Source organism: Streptomyces sp. NPDC000134, assembly GCF_042899225.1.
Classification (GTDB): Bacteria; Actinomycetota; Actinomycetes; order Streptomycetales; family Streptomycetaceae; genus Streptomyces.
The window spans coordinates 25,908-49,846 of sequence record NZ_JBIAZN010000027.1; the positions used below are offsets into that span (position 1 = coordinate 25,908).

Here is a 23,939-nt window from a genome sequence, read left to right on the forward strand (position 1 = left end):
GGGGCGGCACCCCGTCCGGGCCGGGTCCCCGCACAACGACGTGCGACGGACCCGGCCCGTCGGTCGCAAAGCCGCCGGGACCCGACCGGGCCCGGCGGCGCCGGAGCGCGGACGCGGTGTCATGGCGCCCGGTCCGCGCGTCGCTGCGGGTGCACGCGGACCGGGGCCGTCGAGGGGAGCCTCGGCGAACGGGGCTCAGCGGGAGCCTCGGCGAACGAGGCTCAGCGGGACGCCAGCTCGCGCGGCCCCAGCGCCGCCGCGTGCGCGTCCATCCGCTCGGCCGCCAGGATCGCCGCCGCCGTGTCCGCGCGGGACGCCGCCACGACCAGTGCCCGCCCCGCCAGGGTGTGCGCCCGCCGGTGCAGCGCCTGCGGGTCCGGCCCGTCGGCGGCCGGGGCCGCCGAGGCGCGGGCCGGTGCCTGGCCGCCGCGCAGCCGGGACACCTGGGCGGCGAGCCGCTCGGCCGCCTGCTCCAGGTCGGCGCAGGGGGCCGGCGCCCGCAGTTCGTCGGTCACGGCGAGAAGGGCGGCGAGGTGGCCGGCGAGCTGGATGTCCAGCTCCTCCTCCCGGGACCGGTGCGGGATGCCCGTGGGGCCGTCGGCCATCGTGTGGACCGACTTGGTGCGGATCGGTTCGTACATGGGGGATGGCCTCCTAGCTCGACAGAAACCATCCTACATTGGAACGCGTCTAAAGTTGTCCTGATCCTCGAACCGGGTCAGTGCTGGCCGTACCCGTCCAGGAAGCGCCCGATCCGCCCCACCGCGTCCCGCAGGTCCGCGGCCGTGGGCAGGGTCACCACCCGGAAGTGGTCCGGCTCGGGCCAGTTGAAGCCGGTGCCCTGGACGACCATGATCTTCTCCTGGCGGAGCAGGTCCAGGACCATCCGCCGGTCGTCCTTGATCTTGAAGACCTTGGGGTCCAGGCGCGGGAAGAGGTACAGCGCCCCCTTGGGCTTCACGCAGGTCACCCCGGGGATCTGGGTCAGCAGCTCGTACGCCGTGTCCCGCTGCTCGCGCAGCCGCCCGCCCGGCAGCACCAGGTCCTTGATGGTCTGCCGCCCGCTGAGCGCGGCGACCACGCCGTGCTGGCCCGGCATGTTGGCGCACAGCCGCATGTTCGCCAGGACCGTCAGGCCCTCGATGTAGGACTCGGCGTGCGCGCGGGGCCCCGACACCGACATCCAGCCGACCCGGTAACCGGCCACCCGGTACGCCTTCGACATGCCGTTGAAGGTGAGGGTGAGCAGGTCGGGGGCGATCGCGGCGGTGGCGGTGTGGGTGGCGTCGTCGTAGAGGATCTTGTCGTAGATCTCGTCGGAGCAGACCAGCAGGTTGTGCCGGCGGGCGATGTCGGTGAGGCCGCGCAGCATCGCCTCGTCGTAGACCGCGCCGGTGGGGTTGTTCGGGTTGATGACGACCAGCGCCTTGGTGCGGTCGGTGATCTTCCGCTCCACGTCCGCGAGGTCCGGCATCCAGTCGGACTGCTCGTCGCACCGGTAGTGCACGGCCGTACCGCCGGACAGCGAGACGGCCGCCGTCCACAGCGGGTAGTCCGGCGCGGGGACCAGGACCTCGTCGCCGTCGTCGAGCAGGCCCTGCATCGCCATCACGATCAGCTCGGAGACTCCGTTGCCGATGAAGACGTGCTCGACGTCCGTCTCGATGCCGAGGGTCTGGTTGTGCATGACGACCGCCCGGCGCGCGGCCAGCAGCCCCTTGGCGTCGCCGTACCCGTGGGCGGTCGACACATTGCGGAGGATGTCCTCCAGGATCTCGGGCGGGCACTCGAAGCCGAACGCCGCCGGGTTGCCCGTGTTCAGCTTGAGGATGCGGTGACCGGCGGCTTCCAGCCGCATCGCCTCCTCGAGCACCGGGCCCCGGATCTCGTAACAGACGTTGGCGAGCTTGGTCGACTGGATCACCTGCATGCCCGCGAGCTTACGACCCGGCCCCCAAGCCCGCGTGGTGTTTTCCGCCACGTGAGTCAGCGCGGTTCCCGCCGGACCGAGCGGCCCGCCAGGACGTCCGTGCGGCGGCCGTCCTCGATCACGAAGCGGCCGTCCACCAGGACGTGCGGGATGCCGTCCGGCAGCCGGCGCGGCTGCTCGAACGTCGAGCCCGCCGCGACCGTCGCCGGGTCGAAGAGGACCAGGTCGGCCCGGTACCCCTCGCGGACCAGCCCCCGGTCGGGCAGCCTCAGCCGGGCCGCCGGGCGCGAGGTGAGGTGGGCCACGCACTCCTCCAGCGACAGCACGCCCAGCTCGCGCACGTAGTGCCCGAGGTAGTGCGGGAAGGTGCCGTAGGCGCGCGGATGCGGCTTCGCGCCCTGGAGGATGCCGTCCGAGCCGCCCGTGTGGACGCGGTGCCGCATGATCGCGCGGACGTTCTCCTCGTGGCCGACGTGCTGGAGGATGCTCGGCGCCAGCCGGTCCTGGAGCAGCAGGCGGCGGGCGACGGCCCAGGGCGTCTCGCCGCGCGCCGCCGCCGATTCCAGGACGGTCCGGCCGACGTACTCCGCCAGCTCCGGGCGGGACACGCCGGAGATCTCGATGGTCTCCCACTCCACCGGCACCCCGTGGCAGCCGTCGGAGCCGGTCTCCTCCAGATGGTGCCGGACCCGCTCGGCGGTGTCCTCGTCGGCGAGGCGGGTGAGGACCCGCTCCGGGCCGCCCTCGCCGGCCCAGCTCGGCAGCAGCGCGGCGAGGGTGGTGGAGCCGGGCGTGTACGGATAGGTGTCCAGGGTGATGTCGGCGCCGGCGGCCAGCGCGTCGTCCAGCAGGGCGAGCAGCTCGGCGGCGCGGCCCTTGTTGACGCCGAAGTTCATGGTGGCGTGGGCCAGGTGCAGCGGGCAGTCCGCCGCCCGTGCCAGGGCGACCATCTCCTCGTACGCCCCGAGCGCGCCCGCCCCGTAGGAGCGGTGGTGGGGGCAGTAGTAGCCGCCGTACCGCGCCACCACCCGGCACAGCTCGGTCAGCTCGGCGTCCGGGGCGTACATGCCGGGCGTGTACGTCAGCCCCGAGGACATGCCGACCGCGCCCTGCTCCAGGCCCTCGGCGACCAGTTGCCGCATCCGCTCCAGCTCGGCCTCGGTGGCCGGCCGGTCCTCCCAGCCGACGGCGAGGGCGCGGACCGTGCCCTGCGGGATCAGGTAGGCGGCGTTGACGGCGATGCCCCGGTCGAGCCGGTCCAGGTACTCGCCGACCGTCCGCCAGTCGAAGTCGAGGTCGTCGCCGGGGCCGTTCCACCCGGCGATCGCGCGGCGCACCTCGCCCAGCGTGCGGTCGTCGACCGGCGCGTACGACAGCCCGTCCTGGCCGATGACCTCCAGGGTGACGCCCTGGGCGGCCTTGGCGCTGTGGTCGGGGTCCCTGAGCAGGGCGAGGTCGCTGTGGGCGTGCATGTCGATGAAGCCGGGGGCGAGGACCAGGCCCCCGGCGTCCAGCTCCCGCCGTGCGGTGGGCCGCTGGCAGCCCGCCGCCGCGGCCTCCTTGACGATCGACACGATCCGGCCGCCGTCGACCACGACGTCCGCGCGGTAGGCGTCGGCGCCGGAGCCGTCCACGACGTCGGCGTCCCGGATGACCAGCTCGTCCATGTCCGGCTCCTCTAGAAGAACGTACGGATGTACTCGACGACCGTCCCGTCCGCCTCCGCGACCGGGATGAGCTGCCACTTGTCGAACGACGTGCACGGGTGGGACAGGCCCATGCCGACCCAGTCGCCGACCCGCAGGTCCGCGTCCTGGGCCGTGCGCAGCCAGGCGTGCTGGTCGGACAGGCCGGTCACCGTCACGCCGGTGGCCGGGCGCTCGGTGCCGTCCCGGCGGACCGCCTGGGCGAAGGGCAGGTGCAGGTCGTAGGCCGCGTCCCGCTTGCCCGCGTTGGTGAACGCCTGGTCGGGCGAGGGGCGGGAGACGACCTGGCTCCACAGCTTGAACGCGGGCTCCAGGGCGCCCTCCTCGGGAACCCGGTTGAAGGGGGTCAGCTCGCGGTAGTGCCCGTCGTCGTGGGAGACGTAGGCGCCCGAGCGCAGCAGCTTCAGCACCGGCCGGGACAGGGCGGGGACGTCCGCGAAGACGTCGGCCACCGCGTCGAACCAGGCGCTGCCGCCCGCGCTGACCACGATCTCCTCGGCCCCCTGGAAGAACCCCCGCTCGTTGAGGTCGGCGGCGAGCGCGACCAGCCGTCGCAGGTACGCCCGGACCCGCTCGGGCCCGGCGTCCGGCACCTCGCCCTCGTACCCGGCGACACCGGCCAGGCGCAGCCCGGCCGCGGCGGTCACCGCCTCGGCGACGGCCGCGCACTGTGCCTCGGTGCGGGCCCCGGTGCGCGCGCCCTCGCCGGCGGCCAGCTCGACCACGACGTCCAGCGGCCGGGCGGCGTCCGCGAGCGCGGCGTCCATCAGCTCCACGCCCCGCACCGAGTCGACGTAGCAGACCAGGCGGAAGTCCGGGTCGGCGTCCTGCTCGGCGGCGATCCAGCGCAGGGCGGCGGCGTCGACCAGCTCGTTGGCGAGGAAGATCCGCCGGATGCCGAAGGCCCGCGCGACCCGCACCTGGTGGGGGACGGCGAGGGTGATGCCCCAGGCGCCGTGCTCCAGTTGGCGGTGGAAGAGCTGCGGGGCCATGGAGGTCTTGCCGTGCGGCGCGAAGGCGAGGCCGTGCCGTTCGGCGTAGGTCTCCATCAGCCGCAGGTTGTGCGCGAGGCGCTCGGCGGACAGGGCGAGCACGGGGGTGGTGAAGCCGCCGGTGAAGAGGTTGCGGCGCTGGCCGGCCAGCTCGGCGACGGTGAGGCCGTACGCGTCCGGCGGGAGGCCCTTGAAACGGTGGTCGACATGCTCCTCGGCCAGCTTGGCGAGGGCTTCGGTACCGGAGTCGAGGGCCATGGAGCCTCCAGATCTGCTGCGTTGCAAAATGTGCAACATCCGTTGCGTATATCGCTTACTGCTGTCTAACATCTCGGCGAACGCGGGGTCAACGGAGCCGCCGCCCGCGCGAGCCGACGAGGAGCCTGCCCATCGTGACCGCCGACGGACCCCGCAGCACCGCCCCCGACGTCGTGGACGTCGTCGCGCTCGGCGAGTCCATGGTCACCTTCCTGCCCACCCGGCCCGGCCGCCTCGCCGACGTGCCCTCCTTCGAGCGGGCCATCGGCGGCGCCGAGTCCAACGTCGCCTGCGTGCTCGCCGCCGCCGGGCACACCGCCCGCTGGGTCAGCCGGGTCGGCGCCGACGGCTTCGGCGACCACCTCGTCGGGACCATCGGCGGCTACGGCGTCGACGTCGGCGCCGTCCAGCGGGACCCGCACCGCCCCACCGGCGTGTACTTCCGCACCGCCGGGGACCGGGCGAGCGACGCGCACGAGGTGGCGTACTACCGGGCCGGCTCCGCCGCCTCCGCGATGTCCGCCCGGACGGTCGACCTGGCCGCGGTCCACGCCGGACGCGTCCTGCACCTGTCCGGCATCACTCCCGCGCTCTCCGCCGACTGCCGGGAACTGACCCGCGAGCTGACCGCCCGCCGGCCCGGCCGGCCGCTGGTCTCCTTCGACGTCAACCACCGGCCCGGACTGTGGCGGGACACCGACGACGGCCCCGCCGTCCTGCTCGACCTCGCCCGCGGCGCCGACCTGGTCTTCGTCGGCGAGGACGAGGCATGGGGCCTCGGCGGACCCGAGGCCGTCCGGGCCGCGCTGCCCGAACCCGAGATCCTCGTCGTCAAGCAGGGCGGCACCGGCGCGACCGCCTTCCACGGCGACCGGGCCACCTTCGTGCCCGCGCTCCGCGTCGACGTCGTCGCCGCCGTCGGCGCGGGCGACGCCTTCGCCGCCGGGTTCCTCTCCGCCACCCTGCGCGGACTGCCCGTCCGGGACCGGCTGCGGCACGGCCACCTGACGGCCGCCGCCGTCCTCACCGTCCCCGGCGACCTCGCCGCGCCCCCGGCCCGCGCCCTCGCCGACCGGCTGGCCGCCCTGGACGACCCGGCATGGGGGAGACTGCGACTCGGCCCCGGCTGGACACGGGAGACCGGCCGGGCCGACGAGGAGGTACGCACCCCATGAGCCAGACCGTCGACCGCGCGCTGAGCATCCTGCCGCTGCTCGCCGAGGGCCCCGCCGACCTCGGCCGGGTCGCCGACGCCCTCGGCGTCCACAAGTCCACCGCCCTCAGACTGCTGCGCACCCTGCACGAGCACGGCTTCGTCTACCGCCAGTCCGACCAGCGCTACCGCCTCGGCGCCCGGCTCATCGCCCTCGCCCAGGAGGCGATGGAGAACCTCGACGTCCGCGAGATCGCCCACCCCCACCTCGTACGCCTCAACGAGAGCTGCGGGCACACCGTGCACCTCGCCGTCTACGAGGAGAACGAGGTCCTCTACATCGACAAGGTGGAGAGCCGCTACCCGGTGCGCATGTACTCCCGGATCGGCAAACCCGTCGCCATCACCGTCGCCGCCGTCGCCAAACTGCTCCTCGCCGACCTCCCCGAGGGCGAGCGGCGCGCGGTCGTCGAAAAGCTCGACTACCCCCTGTACACGGCCCGTTCGACACCCCACGCCGAGGCTTTCCTCAAGGAACTGGCCGCGGTGCGCGAACAGGGCTGGGCCACCGACCTCGGCGGCCACGAGGAGTCCATCAACTGTGTCGCCGCGCCCATCCGGGGCGCCGACGGCCGGGTGGTCGCCGCGATGTCGGTCTCCGCGCCGAACGTCGTCGTCACCGCCGAGGAACTCCTCACCCTGCTCCCGCTGGTGCGCCGTACGGCGGACGCCATCAGCGGCGAGTACTCCGGCAGGACCCCAGTCAAGGAAGTCACCGCATGACCGAGAAGACCGCGCTCACCCCCACGACCCACACCGTCCCGCCGGCGAAGTTCAGCCACGGCGTGAAGAAGGGCAACATCCTCCAGGTCGCCGGCCAGGTCGGCTTCCTGCCCCACGAGGACGGCAAGGCCCCGACCCCGGCCGGCCCCACCCTGCGCGCGCAGACCCTCCAGACCCTCGCCAACGTCAAGGCGATCCTCGAAGAGGGCGGCGCCACCTGGGACGACGTGATGATGATCCGCGTCTACCTCACGGACGTCGACCACTTCGCCGAGATGAACGAGATCTACAACGCCTACTTCGAGGAGCAGGGCCTCACCCAGCCCCCGGCCGCCCGCACGACCGTCTACGTCGGTCTGCCCGCCGGACTCCTCATCGAGATCGACGCGCTCGCCGTCCTCGGCTGACCGCGCCCCTTTCGCCCGCCTGTCCCACGGCACGGCACCCCGTCTCCCCGCGCGGGTGCCGTGCCGTGCCCCTCCCTGCCCGAAAGCCCATGCGGTTACCCAGAGGACCCCCGTATGTCCGGAACGTCCCTTCAGCTCGCCGCCGCCCCCGAGGCCCCGCCGCACACCGGCGGCCTCCTCCTCCTGATCGACGGCACCGCCGGTCTGCTGACCGTCGCCGCGATCGGCATCGCGCTGCTGCTCTTCCTGATCATCAAGGCCCGGCTCCAGCCGTTCGTCGCGCTGCTCGCCGTCTCCATAGCCGTCGGCCTGCTCGCCGGGCTGTCGGTCACCGAACTCTTCGGCACCGTCCAGAAGTCCGACGCGGTCTCCACCATCGAGTCCGGCATGGGCGGCATCCTCGGCCACGTCGCCATCATCATCGGCCTGGGCACCATGCTCGGCGCGATCCTGGAGGTCAGCGGCGGCGCGCAGGTGCTCGCCACCCGGCTGCTCGGGCTGTTCGGCGAACGCCGGGCGCCCCTCGCGATGGGCCTGACCGGCCTGATCTTCGGCATCCCGGTCTTCTTCGACGTCGGCATCTTCGTCCTCGCGCCGATCGTCTATGCCGCCGCCAAGCTCCCCCAGGACTCCGACGAGCTCCGTCCCGGGGGGACCCCCACCGGCAAGTCCGTCCTGCTCTACTGCCTGCCGCTGCTGGCCGGCCTGTCCATGACCCACGCCTTCCTGCCGCCGCACCCCGGCCCGGTCGCCGCCGCCGGCCTGCTCCACGTGGACCTCGGCTGGGTCATCCTCATGGGCGTCGTCTGCGGCGTCCCCGCCGTCCTGCTGGCCTGGGTGTACGCCGCCTGGATCGGCCGCCGGCTCTTCGTCGCCGTACCCCAGGACATGGTCGAGGCCGCCGAGGAGGCCAAGCAGGCCGTCATCGCCGAGCAGCGCGCCGCCGGCGTGGAGCCCCGCGAGGAACCGGTGCCGCTCGGCACGGTCCTCGGCATCATCGGCACCCCGCTGGTGCTGATCCTCGCCGCGACCTTCTCCTCCATCGCCCTGGACCCGTCCACGGGACGCTCGGTGATCGAGTTCTTCGGCAGCCCGTTCGTCGCCCTCACCATCGCCCTGCTGCTCGCCTACTACCTGCTGGGCATCCGGCGCGGCTGGTCCCGCAAGTCCCTGGAGACCGTCTCCACGTCCTCGCTGAAGCCGGTCGGCAACATCCTGCTGGTGGTCGGCGCGGGCGGCGTCTTCGGTGCCGTCCTCAAGGCCAGCGGCGTCGCCCAGGCCCTCTCCGACACCTTCAACGACGTCGGCCTGCCGGTGATCGTCCTGTCCTACCTGATCTCCGTGGTGCTGCGGGTCGCGCAGGGCTCGGCGACGGTGGCGATCGTGACGACGGCGGGCATCGTGGCCCCGCTGCTCGCCGCGGGCGACCACTCCCAGGCGTTCACCGCGCTGGTCATCATGGCCATCTCGGCGGGCTCCATCTTCGCCTCGCACGTCAACGACGGCGGCTTCTGGATGGTCGCCAAGTACTTCGGCATCAGCGAACGGGACACGCTCAAGTCCTGGACCGTGCTGGAAAGCGTGCTCTCGCTGGGCGGCTTCGCGGTCGCGGCCGTGCTGAGCCTGTTCCTCTAGGCATCGTCGGCGTAACGATGCCGGGACCGGCTGTCCTTGGCACAGGAACGTCGACCATACTGCCCGCTGTGGAGCAGCGCATTGGATCGAGCAGCCAGCCCCTGCCGGGCGAGCCCGTGGTGAAGGGCGCCGGTTTCGACCCGGCCTTCATCCCCGGCCTCACCCCGCCCGCCTCCGGCGAACCGGAGGACACCGAGCCGCGGAAGACGGAGGCGGACGCCCCCGCCGAGGAACCGGAGGGGCCCGAGGACGCCGCCGGCTCCGGGACGTCACCGGACTCCGCCGAGGACGCCCGGGACGCCCGAGCCGCCGGGGACGCCGAGGACGCCGAGGACGAACCCGTCCCCGACGGGCCGGTGTTCGAGGCGTCCGACCGCCGGGCCCGGATCGTCGCCGACCACAAGGGCGTCCGGCTCGCGCTGGACGACCAGGAGTGCGACTTCCGCTGGGACGAGATCGGCGCGGTGGAGACGGAGACGGCCCGCTTCGGCAAGCGGTTCACCGTCACCGTGCACACCCGCGACCGGCGGTGGTACCCGCTGGAGGTCGAGGCGGCGTCCCGCGGCCGCTTCGCGGAGTGGGACGCCGCCCTGGACGCGGTCCTGGACGCCTACTTCGAGGACGGCGAGGAGGCCGCGGACGGCGAGGAGGACCCCGCCGAGGACACGGCCTCCTGAGCCGCCGTCAGGAGCAGTACTGCGCCTGTTTGCCGATGGACCGGTACATGCAGTCCGCGTTCTCCAGGAGCTGGAGCACCGCGTCCCGGTTGCGTGAGGTCTCCCGCTCGACCACCTCGTCGGGCGGGTAGAAGCCGCCTCCCGAGCTGGACGACGGGTACATCTCGAAGGTGTACGCGAAGATCTTCTGGTTGCCCCACAGCCAGTCGTCGATCGAGCCGTCGGTGATGTACAGGTCGCTGGACTGCTCGGGCGTGTACCCGTTGCTCGCGGCCATCTTCTGGCCGATGGCCGCGAAGGCGTTGCGGTCGTCGGCCGTCATCCCGGTCGTGGTGTCGGCGGTGGTGTAGCCGAAGGGCCACAGCACCAGCTCGCTGTAGGTGTGGAAGTCGATGCCCGCCTTGATCTGCTGGACGCCCCCGACGACCCGGCTGCGCACGAAGTCCGCGACTACCTTCACCTCGGGCGCCGACTCGGGCCCGGAGCCGCGGTAGGTCTCGGAGGAGGCCGTCCCGGAGGAGCCGCCGCAGCAGCCCCAGCGGTAGTTCCAGTTGCGGTTGAGGTCGGTGCCCACGGCGGTGGAGCCGGAGTTGGGCTGGCGGTTCTTGCGCCAGGACCGGTAGGAGCCGGTCGCGATGTCGTACTCGCCGCCGTCCGGGTTGAGGTCGGGGACGATCCAGATCTCGCGGCCGTTGACCATGTTGGTGACCCGGGAGTCGGAGCCGTAGCCCGCGCCCAGTTCCCGGATCAGGTAGAGCGCCATCTCCACGGTCAGGTGCTCGCGGGCGTGCTGGTGGTGGGTGAACAGCACCTCGGGCTCGGCCTCGTCGGTCGCCACGTTGTCGCTGATCTTGACGGCCACGATGTCCCGGCCCTGGTACGACTTGCCGATCACCCGCTTGCTCATGATGCCGGGGTACGCCGCGATCCGGGCGTCGATCTCCGCGTTCATCTCGGCGTAGTTGTGGTAGCGCGAGTCGGCGGACGGGAAGTCGTAGAGCCGCAGGTCGTCGCCCTGGGAGCGGTCGGGCACCGCGTCCGCGGGGGTGATGTCGTAGCCGAGCCGCTTCAGGCGCGCGGCCTGGTCGGCGCGGCCGGAGACCCACACCGAGTGCTCGTCGGCGTCGTCCACGGTGACGCCGGCGCGCATGAGCGCCGTGCGCGACGCGGAGTCCGAGGGCATGTGCACCTCGTACTGGCGGATGTCGTCGGCCGAGGGCGCGGCCTTCCCGCCGCTGTCGGCGGTCGCGGTGAGCGGGGCGCCCAGGGCGAGGGCGAGGACGGTGACGAGGGCGGCACGGCGTCTGCGGCCGCCAGGGCCTCGTGAGCTCAGTCGCATGAAGTCTCCTGGTCTGTCTCCGGGTTCCGGGATCTCCGGAAGCGGGGGAGTGGAGCGGGGGGTGGTTCAGCGACGTGCTGTGCGGATGTGGCGCTCATCGTCTTCTCATGGCATGACCCGGTCAAGAGGGGGTGGTGCGCCACGGCGCGGATCGCGCCCCTCTCCTCCCCCGCACGCCCTCTTGTGCCGGGATGCTTTTCGCGCTTTCTTGATCCGCATGGCGGACATCACGGACACCACCGCGGCGGAGGCGGCCGGCCCCGCGCCCCGCAGGTCGAGCTGGACGTACATCGGACCCGGCATCGTGGTCGCGGCGACCGGGGTCGGGGCCGGTGACCTGGTCGCGACGCTGATCGCGGGCGGCAGCTTCGGCTACACCCTGCTGTGGGCGGCCGTCATCGGCTGCCTGGTCAAGATCTCCCTGGCCGAGGCGGCGGGCCGCTGGCACCTGTCGACCGGCCGCACCCTCTTCGACGGCTGGGCCAGCCTGGGCCGCTGGACCACCTGGTTCTTCGCCGTCTACGTCGTGGTCTGGGGCTTCGTCTACGGCGCCGCGGCGATGTCGTCCAGCGCGCTGCCGCTCCAGGCGCTGTTCCCGGACGTGATGGACCTGAAGTGGTGGGGCGTGGCCTGCGGCGTGGTCGGCCTGGTCTTCGTCTGGTTCAACAAGTACGCCGTCTTCGAGAAGGTCATGACGGTCCTGGTCGGCGTCATGTTCGTGGTGACGGTCTACCTCGCGATCCGGGTCACCCCCAATCTGGGCCGCGCCGTCGCCGGACTGCTGCCGGTGCTGCCCGACGAGAAGGACTCCGTCCTCAACACCCTCGGCCTGATCGGCGGCGTCGGCGGCACCATCACGCTGGCCGCGTACGGCTACTGGGTCAACGCCAAGGGGTGGACGGACGCCAAGTGGATGAAGGTGATGCGGCTGGACAACCGGGTCGCCTACCTCACCACCGGCGTCTTCGTCGTCGCCATGCTCTTCGTCGGCGCCGAGATGCTGCACAGCGCGGGCGTCGCCATCGCCAGCGGCGACCAGGGCCTGGTCCAGCTCAGCGGCATCCTGGAGGACCGGTACGGCACGGCCACCGCCAAGTTCTTCCTGATCGGCTTCTTCGCCACCTCCTTCACCTCCCTGATCGGCGTCTGGCACGGCGTGAGCCTGATGTTCGCCGACTTCGTGTCCCGGCTCCGGGCCCGCGCCGAAGAGGCGTCGGGCGAGAAGGTCGCCACCGGTGAACGGGAACGCTCCTGGCCGTTCCGCGTCTACCTGCTCTGGCTGACCTTCCCGCCCGTGGTGCTGCTCTTCCAGGGCCAGCCCTTCCGGCTGGTCATCATCTACGGCGTGCTGGGCGCGGCCTTCATGCCCTTCCTCGCCCTGACCCTGATCTGGCTCCTCAACACCTCCCGTACGCCCCGCGAGTGGCGCAACGGGCATCTGAGCAACGGCATGCTGGGCATCGCCGGGCTGCTCTTCCTGGTGCTGTGCGTCAAGCAGATCTGGGACCAGCCGTGGTCGGAGTTCTTCTAGCGCCCCGCGCGGCCGCTACGGCAGGGCGTGCACGTGCGGCCCCACCGCGCTGGACCAGGCGTTGCCCGCCGTGGCGTCCCAGTTGGTGGACCAGGTCATCGCGCCGCGCAGGTCGGGGTAGGCCTTGGCCGGCTTGAAGGTGCCGCAGTTGGTGAGCCGGGTCAGGCAGTCCAGCGCGTTGTTGACGACGGCCGGGGAGACGTAACCGCTGCCCGCGCCCCGGGTCGAGGCGGGCACCCCGATGCCGACCTGGGAGGGGGCGAGCCCGCCCTCCAGTTGGATGCAGGCCAGGGCGGTCAGGAAGTCCACCGTGCCCTGGCTGTAGACCTTGCCGTCGCAGCCCAGCATCGAACCGCTGTTGTAGTACTGCATGTTGACGACCGTGAGGATGTCCTTCACGTTCAGCGCGGTGCGGAAGTACGAGCCGGACGTGGACTGCATGTCGATGGTCTGCGGTGCCATGGTGAGGACCATGGACGGGCCGGCCTTGGCCGACAGGGCGCGCAGGGCCTGGGTCATGTAGGTCGGGTTGAGGCCGTTCTCCAGGTCGATGTCGACGCCGTCGAAGCCGTACGTCTGCATCAGGGAGTAGACGGAGTTGGCGAAGTTGGTGGCGGAGGCCGCGTCGTTGATGGAGACCGTGCCCTTCTCGCCGCCGACCGAGATGATCACCTTCTTGCCGGCCGCCTGCTTGGCCTTGATGTCGGCCTTGAACTGGTCGACGGTGTAGCCGTTCAGCCCGGCGGAGTCGAGGTTGAAGGTGACCGCGCCCGGCGTCGTGGTGGCGTCGGCGAAGGAGACGGCGATGATGTCGTACTGGGAGGACACGTCCGACAGCTTCTGGACGGTCGCCCCGTTGTTGAAGTTCTGCCAGTAGCCCGTCACGGCGTGCCGGGGCACCGCGCCGTTCCCGCCGCCGTCGCCGGAGGGCGCCGTCCGGGCGGTGACCGCCGCCGACTTCGGGGACTCACCGGCCGCGTTGGAGGCCGTGACCTGGAAGGAGTACGAGGTCGAGGCCGTCAGCCCGGTCACCGTCGCGGAGGTGCCGCCGACCGCCGTGACCTTCGTGCCGTCGCGGTAGACGGTGTAGCCGGTGGCGCCGGAGACCGCGTTCCACGCCAGGGAGACCGAGGAGGACGTGGTGCCCGAGACGCTCAGGCCGGCCGGGGCGCCGGGGACCGAGGGGCCGGGGCCGGAGCCGCCGCCCCCGTCCGGGCCGAACACGGAGACGTCGTCGGCGAGATAGGCGCCCTGCCCGTACCAGCCGTGGGTGTAGACCGTCACCGAGGTGGTGGACGCGCCGGTGCGGAAGGTCGTCGACAGTTGCTTCCAGGAGGCGGCGTCCGGCGACCAGGTCGACACGTCCGTGGTGCCGGTCCCGGTCACGCCGAGGTAGGTGTACCCGCCCTGCACCCAGGCGCTGAGCGTGTACGAGGAGTTGGGCGCGACCGCGACGGTCTGGCTGCACCGGGCGTTGTCCTGCCCGGCCGGGGTCGCCTTCAGCGCCGCGGAGCCGCCGTGCACCGGCGAGGAGACGGTCGTACCGCTGCCGCCGGAACAGGTCCAGTCGCTCAGACCGGACTCGAACCCGGCGTTGCGCGCGTTGTTGACGTCCGCCGCCGCTGCGGGACCGGTGCTCACGCCGGTGAGGACGAGGGCGGCGGTGACGGCGGCCGACCACAAACCGGCGCGGCGTCTGCGTACGGGGTCCACTGGGGCCTCCGGTGGGGAGTAAGGGGGGGACGAAGACGGTGGCCACCGTTGGAGGACAAAGGTGGTCCAGACCAATTGCGAAGTCAAGAGGTTGGTACGGACCAGCCGTTCGCCCGTGCCGGGGGAGCGGCGGCCCGGACGGGCGTCCGCCCCGCCCGACATATGACCGAGCGCCGTTCGACCTGACCCGGTTTGCCGCGAGTTGTGCGACCGAAGTTCCCGGACGGCTGCCCAAACGCTGTTCTCCGGCCACAAGCCCGTGGATACAGTGCTGAGGTAGTCACGCAGTGAAGTCATCCGGGTGTGCCGGAGTAACGCCGGCAGACCTCCGGGCTGGGGGAGACGGGGAGCCGCGCGTGCCAACTGCCATCGCCGTGACCAGTGCCGACCTGGCACTGGAGCCGCTCGACGAGCGGACCATGCCCGCGACCGTCCTCGAAGACCTCGCCGGCCGCCCGCTGGACCGGGCCCTGACCGAGCTGCAGCACCTCATCGACCAGCACGGACACGTGATCGTCGTGTGCGCGGCAAGCGCCTCGGCCGGGGTGCGCCGGCGCCTGCACACCGTCCGCTCCCTGCTGGAGACCGACCGGATCGCCCTCTTCGAGCCGCCTCTGCCGCCGCTCGGACTCGCTGTCCTCGCCCGCCAGTTGCGCCAGTTGGCCTCCTGCGACCTCAGCCCCGGCGTGCTCGCCTCGGCCGGCCGGCTGCTGGTGCACTACCTCCACTGCGGGGCGCTGCTCGGCTCCGTCACCCGCCTCGACCGCGTCCCCGTGGGCCTCACCTCGCACGCCAGGTCCTGGATGCCGGGCAGCCGGTTCGCCGTCCTCGCCCACCCCGAACCGCAGCTCGTCCGGATCGGCCCGGACGCCACCCTCACCGGCCCGGAGTTCGGCACCTGGATGCTGGTCGCCAAGGGCCAGACGCCCGCCGACTGGGTCACCGGCACCCTGGCCCCGGCCTGGAACGTCCTCGGACTGCGCGAGGCCCCGCTGCCCGCCGACTCCGCCGACTGGTGGGGCACCGGCAGGCTCACCGAGTTCTGCGCCTTCCTGCCCGACCTGTCCGTGCTCTACCAGTTGGTGACGTCGGTCCGGCGGACCGGCTGCCACTGGTGCGGCATCGACGTCATCGGCGACCGCTGCGTGTTCTGCTCCGCCACCCCGCCGGACCCCGAGGAACGCCCCCGGCCCGCCCGGGAGCTGCCCGGGGGCCGCCGCCCGGCCGCCCCCCGCCGCTCCCTGACCACCTGACCCCGCCCACCCCCCTTCCGTCCGCGCTCGACCGATATCGAGGTTCTACGGTCCATGAACTCCCGTCAGCGCCGCGGCATCATCCTGCTGATCCTGTCGCTCCTGTGCGCCCTCGGCGCCTTCGCCGGCGTGCTCTCCGTCATCAGCGACGTGAAGTCCAAGGTCGGCCCCGAGGTCACCGCGTACCGGCTCAGGACCGACGTGGCGCCCTACACGCCGCTCGGCGCGGGGCAGTTCGAGAAGGTCGAGATGCCCGAGCGGTGGCTGTCGGAGAACGCGGTCACCGACCTCGGCCAGATCCGCGGCAAGATCGCCGTGACCACCCTCAGAAGAGGCTCCCTGCTCCAGAGCGACATGGTCGTCGACCAGCCCGCCCTCCGGCCCGGCCAGCAGGAGGTCGCCATCATGGTCGACGCGGCGACCGGCGTGGCCGGCAAGATCACCCCGGGCTCCACCGTCAACGTCTACGCCACCTTCGAGGGCGAACGCGACGGCGACCCCGACCAGTCGAAGATCATCGTCACCAACGCCCGGGTCCTCGACGTCGGCAAGCTCACCCCCCTCGAACCCGGCGACGACGACCGCTCCCGGCGGGCCACCGAGGCCGTCCCCATCACCTTCGCGCTGTCCACCCTCGACGCCCAGCGCATCACCTACGCCGAGTCGTTCGCCCAGCGGGTCCGGCTCGCCCTGGTCGCACCCGGCGGCGACACCGCGGTCCCCGAGCAGGACCGGACGTACGAACTCGCGAAGGACAAGTGAGAACCGCATGCCCACGAGGATTCTCCCGGCGGTCGGCGACGCGGACGCGGTCCGGTCCCTCACCTCCCTGCTCAGCCAGCTCCCGGACGCCGAGCCGGTCGCCCCGGTCACCGACTCCACCCAGCTCATCGACACCCTCGCCCGGCTCGCCGCCGAGTCGGTCGACGAGCTGCCCGAGGTGGTCGTCGTGCACGAGCGGATCGGCCCCGTCCCGGCCCTGGAGCTGATCCGCGAGGTCGCCCTGCGCTTCCCCGCCGTCGGCGTCATCCTCGTCACCTCCGACGCCAGTCCCGGGCTGTTCCAGGCCGCCATGGACTACGGTGCCCGCGGCCTGGTCGCCCTGCCGCTCGGCTACGAGGAACTCGCCAGCCGCGTCCAGGCCGTCGCCCAGTGGTCGGTGGGCGTCCGCCGCCACCTGGGCAGCGGCGGCGACGTGTTCACCGGCGCCGGCGGCACCGTCGTCACCGTCAGCGGCGCCAAGGGCGGCGTCGGCGCCACCGTCACCGCCGTCCAGTTGGCCCTCGCCGCCCAGGCGTCCGGCCGCCCCACCGCCCTGCTCGACCTGGACCTGCAGACCGGGGACGTCGCCTCCTACCTCGACGTCCAGTTCCGCCGCTCGGTGCTGGACCTCGCCGCCATCACCGACATCTCCCCGCGCGTCCTCGCCGACGCCGTCTTCCGCCACGACAGCGGCCTCGCCCTGCTGCTCGCCCCCGCCGAGGGCGAGCGCGGCGAGGACGTCACCGACCGCTCCGCCCGCCAGATCGTCAGCGCCCTGCGCTCCCGCTACGAGGTCGTCGTCGTGGACTGCGGCGCCCAGTTGGGCGGGGCCGGCGCAACTGCCGTCGAGATGGCCGACACCGCCCTGCTGGTCACCACCCCCGACGTGGTCGCCGTCCGGGGCGCCAAACGCGCGGTGCGGATGTGGGACCGGCTCCAGATCCGCAAGGCCGAGGAGACCACCGTGGTCGTCAACCGGCACACCCGGGGTACGGAGATCCAGCCCCCGCTGATCCAGAAGATCACCGGCACCGCCGTCGCCGCCACCACCGTCCCCGCCCACTTCAAGGAACTCCAGGCCGCCGTGGACGCGGGCCGCCTGCACGAACTGGACGGCCGGAGCACGGTCCGCCAGGCCCTGTGGGCCCTCGCCGCCGAACTCGGCCTGGTCGAAAACCCCGGCGCCGACCGCAAGGCCGGCCGCTTCCGGGGCGACCGCGGCCCGGCCGGCCTCCGGCGCCGGAAGGACGGCACGGGATGACGGGCTTACGGGGCCGGGGCCGGGTCCGGGGCAGGGTCCGGAGTCGGGGCCAAGGCTGGAGCCAGGGCTGGAGCTGGGGCTGGGGCCAGGGCTGGGACTGGGGTGGGGGCCGGGGCCAGGTCCGGGATCGGGGCCAGGTCCGGGATCGGGGCCAGGTCACCATCGAGTTCCTGGGCATGATCCCCACCATCGTCGTCACGCTGGTGGTGCTGTGGCAGCTCGTCCTCCTGGGATACACGTTCACGCTCGCCGGCAACGCCGCCGACGAGGCGGTACGCGCCGCGACGGCTGCCTCGCCGGGGGAGCGGCAGGGTGCCTGCCGGGCCGCCGGCACCGACAAGCTGCCGGGCGCGTGGCAGGGGGGCGCCGACGTGCGCTGCGGCACCGGGGGCGGTTACGTCACCGCCGATGTGGGCATCGACGTCCCGATCCTCTTCCCCGGCACGGTCAGCTTCCCGTTCGAGGTACGGGGCCACGCGGGCGCCGTCGAGGAGGAGGACGACTGAGATGCGGAGTCACCTTCGAGGCGCGGCAGCGGCGCCGGGAGGGCCACCGGGGAGGGGGGCGGCCCGGATGCCGTCCTCGCCTCCGACACCGCCTCCCCGGGTACGGCACGGCGACCACGGCGGGGTCGGCCACGACCGCGGCCAGGTCGCCATCGAGTACCTCGGCTTCCTGCCGATCCTGATCATCGTCGCGATGGCCGCCGTACAGCTCGGGCTGATCGCCTACACCGCCCAGCAGGCCGGCACCGCCGCTCGGGCCGGCGCCCGCAGCGCCTCCCTCGACGGCAGCGCCCAGGAGGCGTGCGCGACCGCGGTCAGCGGCTGGCTGGCCGACGGCACCGCCTGCCCGCCCTCCTACGGCGGCGACGAGGTGACGGTCACCGCCACCGTCGACATCCCCTCCATCGTCCCCGGCTGGGACTTCGGGGACGCCACCAGGACCGCGACCATGCCGCTGGACCACTGACCGAGGAGTACGGGACGCATGAGTCTGCGCGCACGCATCCACTCCCCCGAGGAGCACGCCGGGCGGGGCGGCGACGGCCACCTGGTCGCCTCCTACCGGGCCAAGCTGCTGGAGGAGATCGACCTCGCGGAGATGAGCGGCCTGGCCGCCGCCGAGCGCCGGGCCCGCCTGGAACGCGTCCTCGGGCACATCATCAGCCGCGAGGGCCCGGTCCTGTCCACCGTCGAGCGCTCCCAGTTGATCCGCCGGGTCGTCGACGAGGCCCTCGGCCTGGGCATCCTGGAACCCCTGCTGGAGGACGCCTCCATCACCGAGATCATGGTCAACGGCCCCGACGCGATCTTCGTGGAGCGCGGCGGCCGGGTCGAGCAACTGCCCCTGCGGTTCGCCTCCGACGACCAGCTCATGCAGACCATCGAGCGCATCGTCTCCACGGTCAACCGCCGCGTCGACGAGTCCAACCCGATGGTCGACGCCCGCCTCCCCTCCGGCGAACGCGTCAACGTCATCGTCCCGCCGCTCTCCCTGACCGGCCCCACCCTCACCATCCGCCGCTTCCCGCGCTCCTTCACCCTCCAGGAGCTGATCGGCCTCGGCTCGCTCGACGAGCACATGCTGTACCTGCTCGCCGGGCTGGTGCAGGCCCGCTTCAACATCATCGTCTCGGGCGCCACCGGCACCGGCAAGACGACCCTGCTCAACGCCCTGTCCGGGCTGATCCCCGAGACCGAGCGCATCATCACCATCGAGGACTCCGCCGAACTCCAGCTCCAGCAGTCCCACGTCATCCGCCTGGAGTCCCGCCCCCCGAACGTCGAGGGCCAGGGCCGGGTCACCATCCGCGACCTGGTCCGCAACTCCCTGCGCATGCGCCCCGACCGCATCGTCGTCGGCGAGGTCCGCGGCGGCGAGTCCCTCGACATGCTCCAGGCCATGTCGACCGGCCACGACGGCTCGCTCGCCACCGTCCACGCCAACAGCGCCGAGGACGCCCTGATGCGGCTGCAGACCCTGGCCTCCATGTCCGACGTGGAGATCCCCTTCGTCGCCCTGCACGACCAGATCAACAGCTCCGTCGACGTCATCGTGCAGTTGACCCGGTTCGCCGACGGCGCCCGCCGCATCACCGAGATCGCCCTGCTGGCCAGCCACGGCGGCGAGCCGTACCGCCTGGCCACCGTCGCCCGCTTCAACGCCCGGCCGATGGCCGCCGACGGCCGGATCTACGGCGCCTTCGAGTACTTCCCGCTGCCGCGCCGCACCGCCGACCGCCTCTACATGGCGAGCCAGCCCGTCCCGCAGGCGTTCGGCGTCGCCCAGTCCGCGGCCCAGTTGGCCACCCGAGAAGCCAGGTAGGAACCGTCCGATGGAACTGTCCACGCTCGCCCAGGCCACCACCGGCATCACCCTGCTGGCCTGCGTCCTGGCCGTCGCCGGCGTGCACTCCTACGCCGCCGGCCGGGCCCGGCGCCAGGCCCTCGTCGACCGCCTCACCGCCACCGGCCACGCCCCCGCCGCCGGGCGCCGCCGGCACTTCCCCACCCTGGACCGCAGGCTGCGCCGGACGAGACTGGGCAAGAAGCTGGAACTGCGGCTCGCGGCCACCGGCCTGGACGTCACCCCGGGCGAGTTCTTCGTCTACCTGCTCGCCGCGGTCGCCGGCCTCTGGCTGATCGGCCAGGCCGCCCTCGCCCCCTTCTTCGGCCCCCTCGCCGGACTGCTGGGCATCGCGGCCGCCGTGCAGTTCCTCAACTGGCAGCGCCAGAAACGCATCGAGAAGTTCATCAACCAGCTCCCCGAACTCGCCCGCATCCTCGCCAACGCCACCCAGGCCGGCCTCGCCCTGCGCACCGCCGTCTCCATGGCCGCCGAGGAACTGGAAGCCCCGGCCGGCGAGGAACTCGGCAAGGTCGCCGCCCAGTTGGCCGTCGGCGCCTCCATGGACGAGGCCCTCGGGGAACTCGCCGACCGCCTCCCCTCCCGCGAACTCGTCGTCCTCGTCACCACCCTCGTCCTGTCCAACCGGGCCGGCGGCCAGGTGGTCAGCGCGCTGCGCAACCTCACGGAGACCCTGGAGGAACGCAAGGAGACCCGCCGCGAGGTCCGCACCCAGTTGTCCCAGGTCAGCATGACCTCGTACGCCGTCCCCGTGCTCGGCGTCGGCTCCCTGCTGTTGATGAACGGCGTCAAGGACGGCGCCCTGGAGCGCATGACGGGCTCCCCGGCCGGGCAGGCGGCGGTCCTCGTCGCCTTCGCCCTCTACGCCGTCGGCTTCGTCCTCATCCGCCGCCTGTCCCGCATCGACGTCTGAGGAGGCGCAAGCCATGGGTCTGCTGCTCGCCCTGCTGATGGGCCTGAGCGTCTGGGGCGTCTTCGCCGGCCTGCGCATGTACCGCGCCGAGGCCAAGCTCCCCGGCGACCTCGCCCTCGCCCTGGAGATCGGCGCCACCCGCACCGGAGCCGTCGACTCCCTCGTCGACCGCCTCGGCATGCGCTACGCCCCCGCCGTGCTGCGCCTGATGGGCCCCGCACTGGTCGCCAGGTACCGCCGCCGCATCGACCTCGCGGGCAACCCCGGCGGCCTGACCATCGACCGGTACGCCGCCCGCCGTGCCGTCTACGGCTTCCTCGGCGCCCTCGGCTTCCTGGTCTTCCTGCTGCGCGGCCAGTTCCTGGTCGCCCTGCTCCTGCTGGCCTTCGGCGCGTTCTGGACGGAGGTCGGCATCTGGTCGGCGATCCGCGTCCGCAAGGACGAGATCGAGCGCACCCTCCCCGACTTCCTCGACGTCCTCGCCGTCGTGGTCAGCGCGGGCCTCGGCTTCCGCCAGGCCCTGGACCGCGTCGCCACCCGCTACGAGGGCCCCTGGGCCGACGAACTGCGCATCACCCTGCGCCAGATGGACCTCGGCATGAGCCGCCGCCAGGCGTTCACGGAACTGCGCCGCCGCAACGACTCCGAACAGGTCGCCATGTTCGTCACCGCCCTCCAGCAGGGCGAGGAACTGGGGGCGCCGATCGTCGACACCCTCGTCTCGCTGGCCAAGGACATGCGCCGCACGGACGCCCAGAACGCCCGCCGCAAGGCCGCCCGCGCGGTCCCCAAGGCCACCATGATGATCACGACGCTCATGGTCCCGGCCACGATGATCCTCCTCGGCGCGGGCCTGATCCTCGGCTCGGGCACCGACTTCGGCTCGCTCACGGGGGAGTGACCGACCGGCACAGTCTTGTACGACCAGTCAGCACGGGACCGGGGGAGCAGGGGAGGACGGCATGACGACGAAGCGGCCCGCGGTGCCGTCCCCGGTACCGTCCCCGGTGCCGGACACACCGGAACCGAGGACCACGCACCCGCCGAGGACGACGCGCCCACCGAGAACCACCACCCCACCGACGGGCCCGGCCCTCCCCGCTCCCGCCCGCACCCCTGAACCATCCGCGCCCCCGCCCCCGGCCCTCGCCCTCCAGGTGAACGCGCTCCAGGCCCTCTGCCGGCAGGTCTTCGGCTTCCGGCTGGCGATGATCGCCGTGGCCGCCCCCGCCGCGCTCCTCAACGCGGGCCCCGGCCTGGGCGTCCGCCTGGTCGGCGCGGCCGTGGTCGTCACCTTCATGGGTTCGTACGTCCTGTTCCGCGACTGGGAGCGCTTCGGCCCGCTCCTGCTGCGCCACCCCACCCTGCTCGCGGCGGACACCCTGTTCGGCGCCCTGCTCCTGGTCTCGGCCGGCCCGGACACCACCCTCGCCTACGTCAGCGTCTGCACCCCGCTGCTGGCCGGCCTGGTGTACGACTGGCGCGGCGCGGCCGTCTTCGCCTGCCTCCAGTCGCTGATCCTGGTGGTGGTCCAGGCCGCGCTGGCCGCCCCCCACCGCGACCCGGCGGAGTCGCTGCTGCTCCCGGGCCTGTGCGTGATCGCCGGAGCCGTGGGCTCCAGCCTGCGCAAGCTGATGCTCCGCTTCGGCGCGGCCACCCAGGCCCTCACCGAGGTCCAGGCCCGGCTGGCGGTCACGGAGGCGATCGGCGCGGAACGCGCCCGGCTGGCCCGGGAACTGCACGACTCGGTGGCCAAGACCCTGCACGGCGTCGCCCTGGCCGCGGACGCCCTGGCGGCGACGGCGGGCACCGGCCCCGCCGGCCAGGAGGCGACGCGCCGGCGGGCGGAGCTGGTCGCCCGTTCCGTGCGCCGGGCCGCCGCCGAGTCCCGCGAACTCCTGGCCGACCTGCGCCGGGAGACGGACCCGGACCACGGCACGGACGTACTGGCCGAACTCGCCGCCCGGACGGCGGACTTCAGCGCCCGTACGGGCCTGCCCGTCACCTACCACCCGCTGCGGGGCGGCCCCGCGCCCCGCGTCCCCCCGGCGGTGGCCCGCCAGCTCCTGACCATCACGGCGGAGGCGATGGAGAACGCCCACCGCCACGCCGCCGCGTCCCGCGTGGAGGTACGCGCGGGCGTCCACGGCGACCGGCTCCGCGTCAGCGTCCACGACGACGGCCGCGGCCTCCCGCCCGGCACCAGCCTGGAACACCTGCGCCGCGCGGGCCACTTCGGCCTCGTCGGCATGGTCGAACGCGCCGTCTCGGTGGGCGCCCGCATCCGCATCGGCCGCGGCGACCACGCCCGGGGCACCGAGGTCCGCCTGGACCTCCCGCTGGCGGCGCTGACCCCCCACGCAGGACAGGAGACCCCCCGATGACCCCGAACCCTCCCACCCCGCTCCTGCCACCGTCCCCGGCGCCGCCCCCGCCCCTGCGCGTCGTGGTGGCCGACGACAACCCGGTCGTCCGCGCGGGCCTGACCGCCCTGCTCTCCGGCCGCCCCGGCATCACGGTCGTCGCCGAGGCCGCCGACGGCCGCGCGGCCTGCGAGGCGGCCGGCCTGCACCGCCCGGACGTGGTCCTGCTGGACGTCCGGATGCCCGGCGTGGACGGCATCGCGGCCCTGCCCTACCTGGTGCCGATCGCCCCGGTGCTGATGCTGACGTACAGCGGGGAGTCGGCGATCGTACGGGAGGCCCTGTGCCGGGGCGCGGGCGGCTACCTGGTCCACGGCGAGTTCACCGCCGACCAACTGATCACGGCCGTACGGGACATCCGCGCGGGCCGCCCGCACTTCACCCCGACCGCGGCGGAGGCGGTCCTCACCCAGCTCCGCGCCACCCCCACCGATGCATCTGCACACGGCACCTCACTCACGCTACCCCCTAAGGCCCGCCAGCCCACCCGGATTTCACCAATCTCCCCCAAACTTCTTTCGCGATTGCAACCGTCTGTGGCACAGTCGTCCCCGAGGCGTCCCGGACACCGACTGAGCGCCAGGGAGGCGGAGATCATGGACCTGATCGCGTCCGGCATGAACAACCAGCAGATCGCCGCCGCCTGCTTCATCAGCGAGAAGACGGTCAAGAACCACATCAACCGCATCTTCGCCAAGCTCCACAGCACCAGCCGCTCCGAGGCGACCGCCAAGTGGCTCGGCAACTGGGGCGACCCCCGATGACCCCTTCCCGCCCCTGGGCCTCCGCCTGGGCCCGCCTTTGGGCCCTGGGACCCTCCAGTCGCCCCCGCT

General features: G+C 72.8%; 22 protein-coding genes. 16 read left to right on the top strand and 6 right to left on the bottom strand.

Annotation, left to right across the window (positions count from 1 at the left end; genetic code table 11):
* Window positions 1-221: 221 nt before the first annotated feature.
* From ACFY32_RS30635 to ACFY32_RS30650, 4 genes are all read right to left on the bottom strand, one after another.
* Entirely contained in the window at window positions 222-641 is a 420-nt protein-coding gene (locus tag ACFY32_RS30635; protein ID WP_359199948.1) for a hypothetical protein, read from the bottom strand.
* Between the two features lie 77 nt (window positions 642-718).
* Window positions 719-1,930, bottom strand: a complete 1,212-nt coding sequence (locus tag ACFY32_RS30640; RefSeq protein ID WP_359199950.1) for a pyridoxal phosphate-dependent aminotransferase — start codon at window positions 1,928-1,930, stop codon at window positions 719-721.
* Window positions 1,931-1,986: 56 nt separating this feature from the next.
* Window positions 1,987-3,597, bottom strand: a complete 1,611-nt coding sequence (locus tag ACFY32_RS30645) for an amidohydrolase family protein (protein ID WP_390675998.1) — start codon at window positions 3,595-3,597, stop codon at window positions 1,987-1,989.
* A gap of 11 nt (window positions 3,598-3,608) precedes the next feature.
* Entirely contained in the window at window positions 3,609-4,886 is a 1,278-nt protein-coding gene (locus tag ACFY32_RS30650) for an amino acid deaminase (RefSeq protein WP_390675999.1), read from the bottom strand.
* 134 nt (window positions 4,887-5,020) lie between these two features.
* On the opposite strand from ACFY32_RS30650, the gene ACFY32_RS30655 reads away from it, so the two are divergent.
* From ACFY32_RS30655 to ACFY32_RS30675, 5 genes are all read left to right on the top strand, one after another.
* Window positions 5,021-6,061: a sugar kinase gene (locus ACFY32_RS30655; protein WP_359199956.1), complete on the top strand. Its 1,041-nt coding sequence runs from the start codon at window positions 5,021-5,023 to the stop codon at window positions 6,059-6,061.
* Window positions 6,058-6,822: an IclR family transcriptional regulator gene (locus tag ACFY32_RS30660; protein WP_359199958.1), complete on the top strand. Its 765-nt coding sequence runs from the start codon at window positions 6,058-6,060 to the stop codon at window positions 6,820-6,822. The genes ACFY32_RS30655 and ACFY32_RS30660 overlap by 4 nt, the downstream gene beginning before the upstream one ends.
* Entirely contained in the window at window positions 6,819-7,229 is a 411-nt protein-coding gene (locus ACFY32_RS30665) for a RidA family protein (RefSeq protein ID WP_359199960.1), read from the top strand. The genes ACFY32_RS30660 and ACFY32_RS30665 overlap by 4 nt, the downstream gene beginning before the upstream one ends.
* Window positions 7,230-7,343: 114 nt before the next feature.
* Window positions 7,344-8,864, top strand: coding sequence for a GntP family permease (locus ACFY32_RS30670; protein ID WP_390676000.1), 1,521 nt, complete (start codon window positions 7,344-7,346; stop codon window positions 8,862-8,864).
* A gap of 68 nt (window positions 8,865-8,932) precedes the next feature.
* Window positions 8,933-9,541, top strand: a complete 609-nt coding sequence (locus ACFY32_RS30675; RefSeq protein WP_390676001.1) for a hypothetical protein — start codon at window positions 8,933-8,935, stop codon at window positions 9,539-9,541.
* A gap of 7 nt (window positions 9,542-9,548) precedes the next feature.
* Here the strand turns inward: ACFY32_RS30675 and ACFY32_RS30680 are convergent, their stop codons facing one another.
* On the bottom strand, window positions 9,549-10,880 hold the full coding sequence (locus tag ACFY32_RS30680) for a M14 family metallopeptidase (protein ID WP_359199966.1): 1,332 nt from the start codon (window positions 10,878-10,880) through the stop codon (window positions 9,549-9,551).
* A 217-nt stretch (window positions 10,881-11,097) separates the two neighbouring features.
* Between ACFY32_RS30680 and ACFY32_RS30685 the strand changes: the two genes are divergently transcribed.
* Entirely contained in the window at window positions 11,098-12,411 is a 1,314-nt protein-coding gene (locus ACFY32_RS30685) for an Nramp family divalent metal transporter (RefSeq protein ID WP_390676002.1), read from the top strand.
* Window positions 12,412-12,426: 15 nt separating this feature from the next.
* On the opposite strand, the gene ACFY32_RS30690 is transcribed toward ACFY32_RS30685, so the two are convergent.
* A complete protein-coding gene (locus ACFY32_RS30690) occupies window positions 12,427-14,124 on the bottom strand; it encodes a chitinase (protein ID WP_390676003.1) in 1,698 nt (565 codons plus the stop codon).
* A 356-nt stretch (window positions 14,125-14,480) separates the two neighbouring features.
* On the opposite strand from ACFY32_RS30690, the gene ACFY32_RS30695 reads away from it, so the two are divergent.
* From ACFY32_RS30695 to ACFY32_RS30740, 10 genes are all read left to right on the top strand, one after another.
* Entirely contained in the window at window positions 14,481-15,377 is an 897-nt protein-coding gene (locus ACFY32_RS30695; protein WP_390676004.1) for a hypothetical protein, read from the top strand.
* Window positions 15,378-15,431: 54 nt separating this feature from the next.
* Entirely contained in the window at window positions 15,432-16,139 is a 708-nt protein-coding gene (cpaB, locus tag ACFY32_RS30700) for a Flp pilus assembly protein CpaB (RefSeq protein WP_359199974.1), read from the top strand.
* Between the two features lie 7 nt (window positions 16,140-16,146).
* A complete protein-coding gene (locus ACFY32_RS30705; RefSeq protein WP_390676005.1) occupies window positions 16,147-17,400 on the top strand; it encodes a CpaE family protein in 1,254 nt (417 codons plus the stop codon).
* 176 nt (window positions 17,401-17,576) lie between these two features.
* Window positions 17,577-17,906, top strand: a complete 330-nt coding sequence (locus ACFY32_RS30710) for a pilus assembly protein (RefSeq protein ID WP_390676037.1) — start codon at window positions 17,577-17,579, stop codon at window positions 17,904-17,906.
* 67 nt (window positions 17,907-17,973) lie between these two features.
* Entirely contained in the window at window positions 17,974-18,372 is a 399-nt protein-coding gene (locus ACFY32_RS30715) for a TadE/TadG family type IV pilus assembly protein (protein WP_390676006.1), read from the top strand.
* A gap of 18 nt (window positions 18,373-18,390) precedes the next feature.
* Window positions 18,391-19,728, top strand: coding sequence for a CpaF family protein (locus ACFY32_RS30720; protein WP_359199982.1), 1,338 nt, complete (start codon window positions 18,391-18,393; stop codon window positions 19,726-19,728).
* Window positions 19,729-19,738: 10 nt separating this feature from the next.
* Window positions 19,739-20,683 carry a type II secretion system F family protein gene (locus tag ACFY32_RS30725; RefSeq protein WP_390676007.1) on the top strand — a complete coding sequence of 315 codons (945 nt, stop codon included), beginning with the start codon at window positions 19,739-19,741 and terminating at the stop codon, window positions 20,681-20,683.
* A gap of 13 nt (window positions 20,684-20,696) precedes the next feature.
* Window positions 20,697-21,584, top strand: a complete 888-nt coding sequence (locus ACFY32_RS30730) for a DUF5936 domain-containing protein (RefSeq protein ID WP_390676008.1) — start codon at window positions 20,697-20,699, stop codon at window positions 21,582-21,584.
* A gap of 61 nt (window positions 21,585-21,645) precedes the next feature.
* Window positions 21,646-23,067, top strand: a complete 1,422-nt coding sequence (locus tag ACFY32_RS30735) for a sensor histidine kinase (RefSeq protein ID WP_390676009.1) — start codon at window positions 21,646-21,648, stop codon at window positions 23,065-23,067.
* Window positions 23,064-23,870, top strand: coding sequence for a response regulator (locus tag ACFY32_RS30740; protein ID WP_390676010.1), 807 nt, complete (start codon window positions 23,064-23,066; stop codon window positions 23,868-23,870). The genes ACFY32_RS30735 and ACFY32_RS30740 overlap by 4 nt, the downstream gene beginning before the upstream one ends.
* Window positions 23,871-23,939: the final 69 nt, after the last annotated feature.

Excerpts from the sequence above, each read along its gene's own strand:
- ACFY32_RS30635 (WP_359199948.1), bottom strand. The coding sequence starts at position 641 with ATGTACGAACCGATCCGCACCAAGTCGGTCCACACGATGGCCGACGGC.
- ACFY32_RS30640 (WP_359199950.1), bottom strand. The coding sequence starts at position 1,930 with ATGCAGGTGATCCAGTCGACCAAGCTCGCCAACGTCTGTTACGAGATC.
- ACFY32_RS30645 (WP_390675998.1), bottom strand. The coding sequence starts at position 3,597 with ATGGACGAGCTGGTCATCCGGGACGCCGACGTCGTGGACGGCTCCGGC.
- ACFY32_RS30650 (WP_390675999.1), bottom strand. The coding sequence starts at position 4,886 with ATGGCCCTCGACTCCGGTACCGAAGCCCTCGCCAAGCTGGCCGAGGAG.
- ACFY32_RS30660 (WP_359199958.1), top strand. The coding sequence starts at position 6,058 with ATGAGCCAGACCGTCGACCGCGCGCTGAGCATCCTGCCGCTGCTCGCC.
- ACFY32_RS30665 (WP_359199960.1), top strand. The coding sequence starts at position 6,819 with ATGACCGAGAAGACCGCGCTCACCCCCACGACCCACACCGTCCCGCCG.
- ACFY32_RS30670 (WP_390676000.1), top strand. The coding sequence starts at position 7,344 with ATGTCCGGAACGTCCCTTCAGCTCGCCGCCGCCCCCGAGGCCCCGCCG.
- ACFY32_RS30680 (WP_359199966.1), bottom strand. The coding sequence starts at position 10,880 with ATGCGACTGAGCTCACGAGGCCCTGGCGGCCGCAGACGCCGTGCCGCC.
- ACFY32_RS30685 (WP_390676002.1), top strand. The coding sequence starts at position 11,098 with ATGGCGGACATCACGGACACCACCGCGGCGGAGGCGGCCGGCCCCGCG.
- cpaB (WP_359199974.1), top strand. The coding sequence starts at position 15,432 with ATGAACTCCCGTCAGCGCCGCGGCATCATCCTGCTGATCCTGTCGCTC.
- ACFY32_RS30705 (WP_390676005.1), top strand. The coding sequence starts at position 16,147 with ATGCCCACGAGGATTCTCCCGGCGGTCGGCGACGCGGACGCGGTCCGG.
- ACFY32_RS30710 (WP_390676037.1), top strand. The coding sequence starts at position 17,577 with ATGATCCCCACCATCGTCGTCACGCTGGTGGTGCTGTGGCAGCTCGTC.
- ACFY32_RS30715 (WP_390676006.1), top strand. The coding sequence starts at position 17,974 with ATGCCGTCCTCGCCTCCGACACCGCCTCCCCGGGTACGGCACGGCGAC.
- ACFY32_RS30720 (WP_359199982.1), top strand. The coding sequence starts at position 18,391 with ATGAGTCTGCGCGCACGCATCCACTCCCCCGAGGAGCACGCCGGGCGG.
- ACFY32_RS30725 (WP_390676007.1), top strand. The coding sequence starts at position 19,739 with ATGGAACTGTCCACGCTCGCCCAGGCCACCACCGGCATCACCCTGCTG.
- ACFY32_RS30730 (WP_390676008.1), top strand. The coding sequence starts at position 20,697 with ATGGGTCTGCTGCTCGCCCTGCTGATGGGCCTGAGCGTCTGGGGCGTC.
- ACFY32_RS30735 (WP_390676009.1), top strand. The coding sequence starts at position 21,646 with ATGACGACGAAGCGGCCCGCGGTGCCGTCCCCGGTACCGTCCCCGGTG.
- ACFY32_RS30740 (WP_390676010.1), top strand. The coding sequence starts at position 23,064 with ATGACCCCGAACCCTCCCACCCCGCTCCTGCCACCGTCCCCGGCGCCG.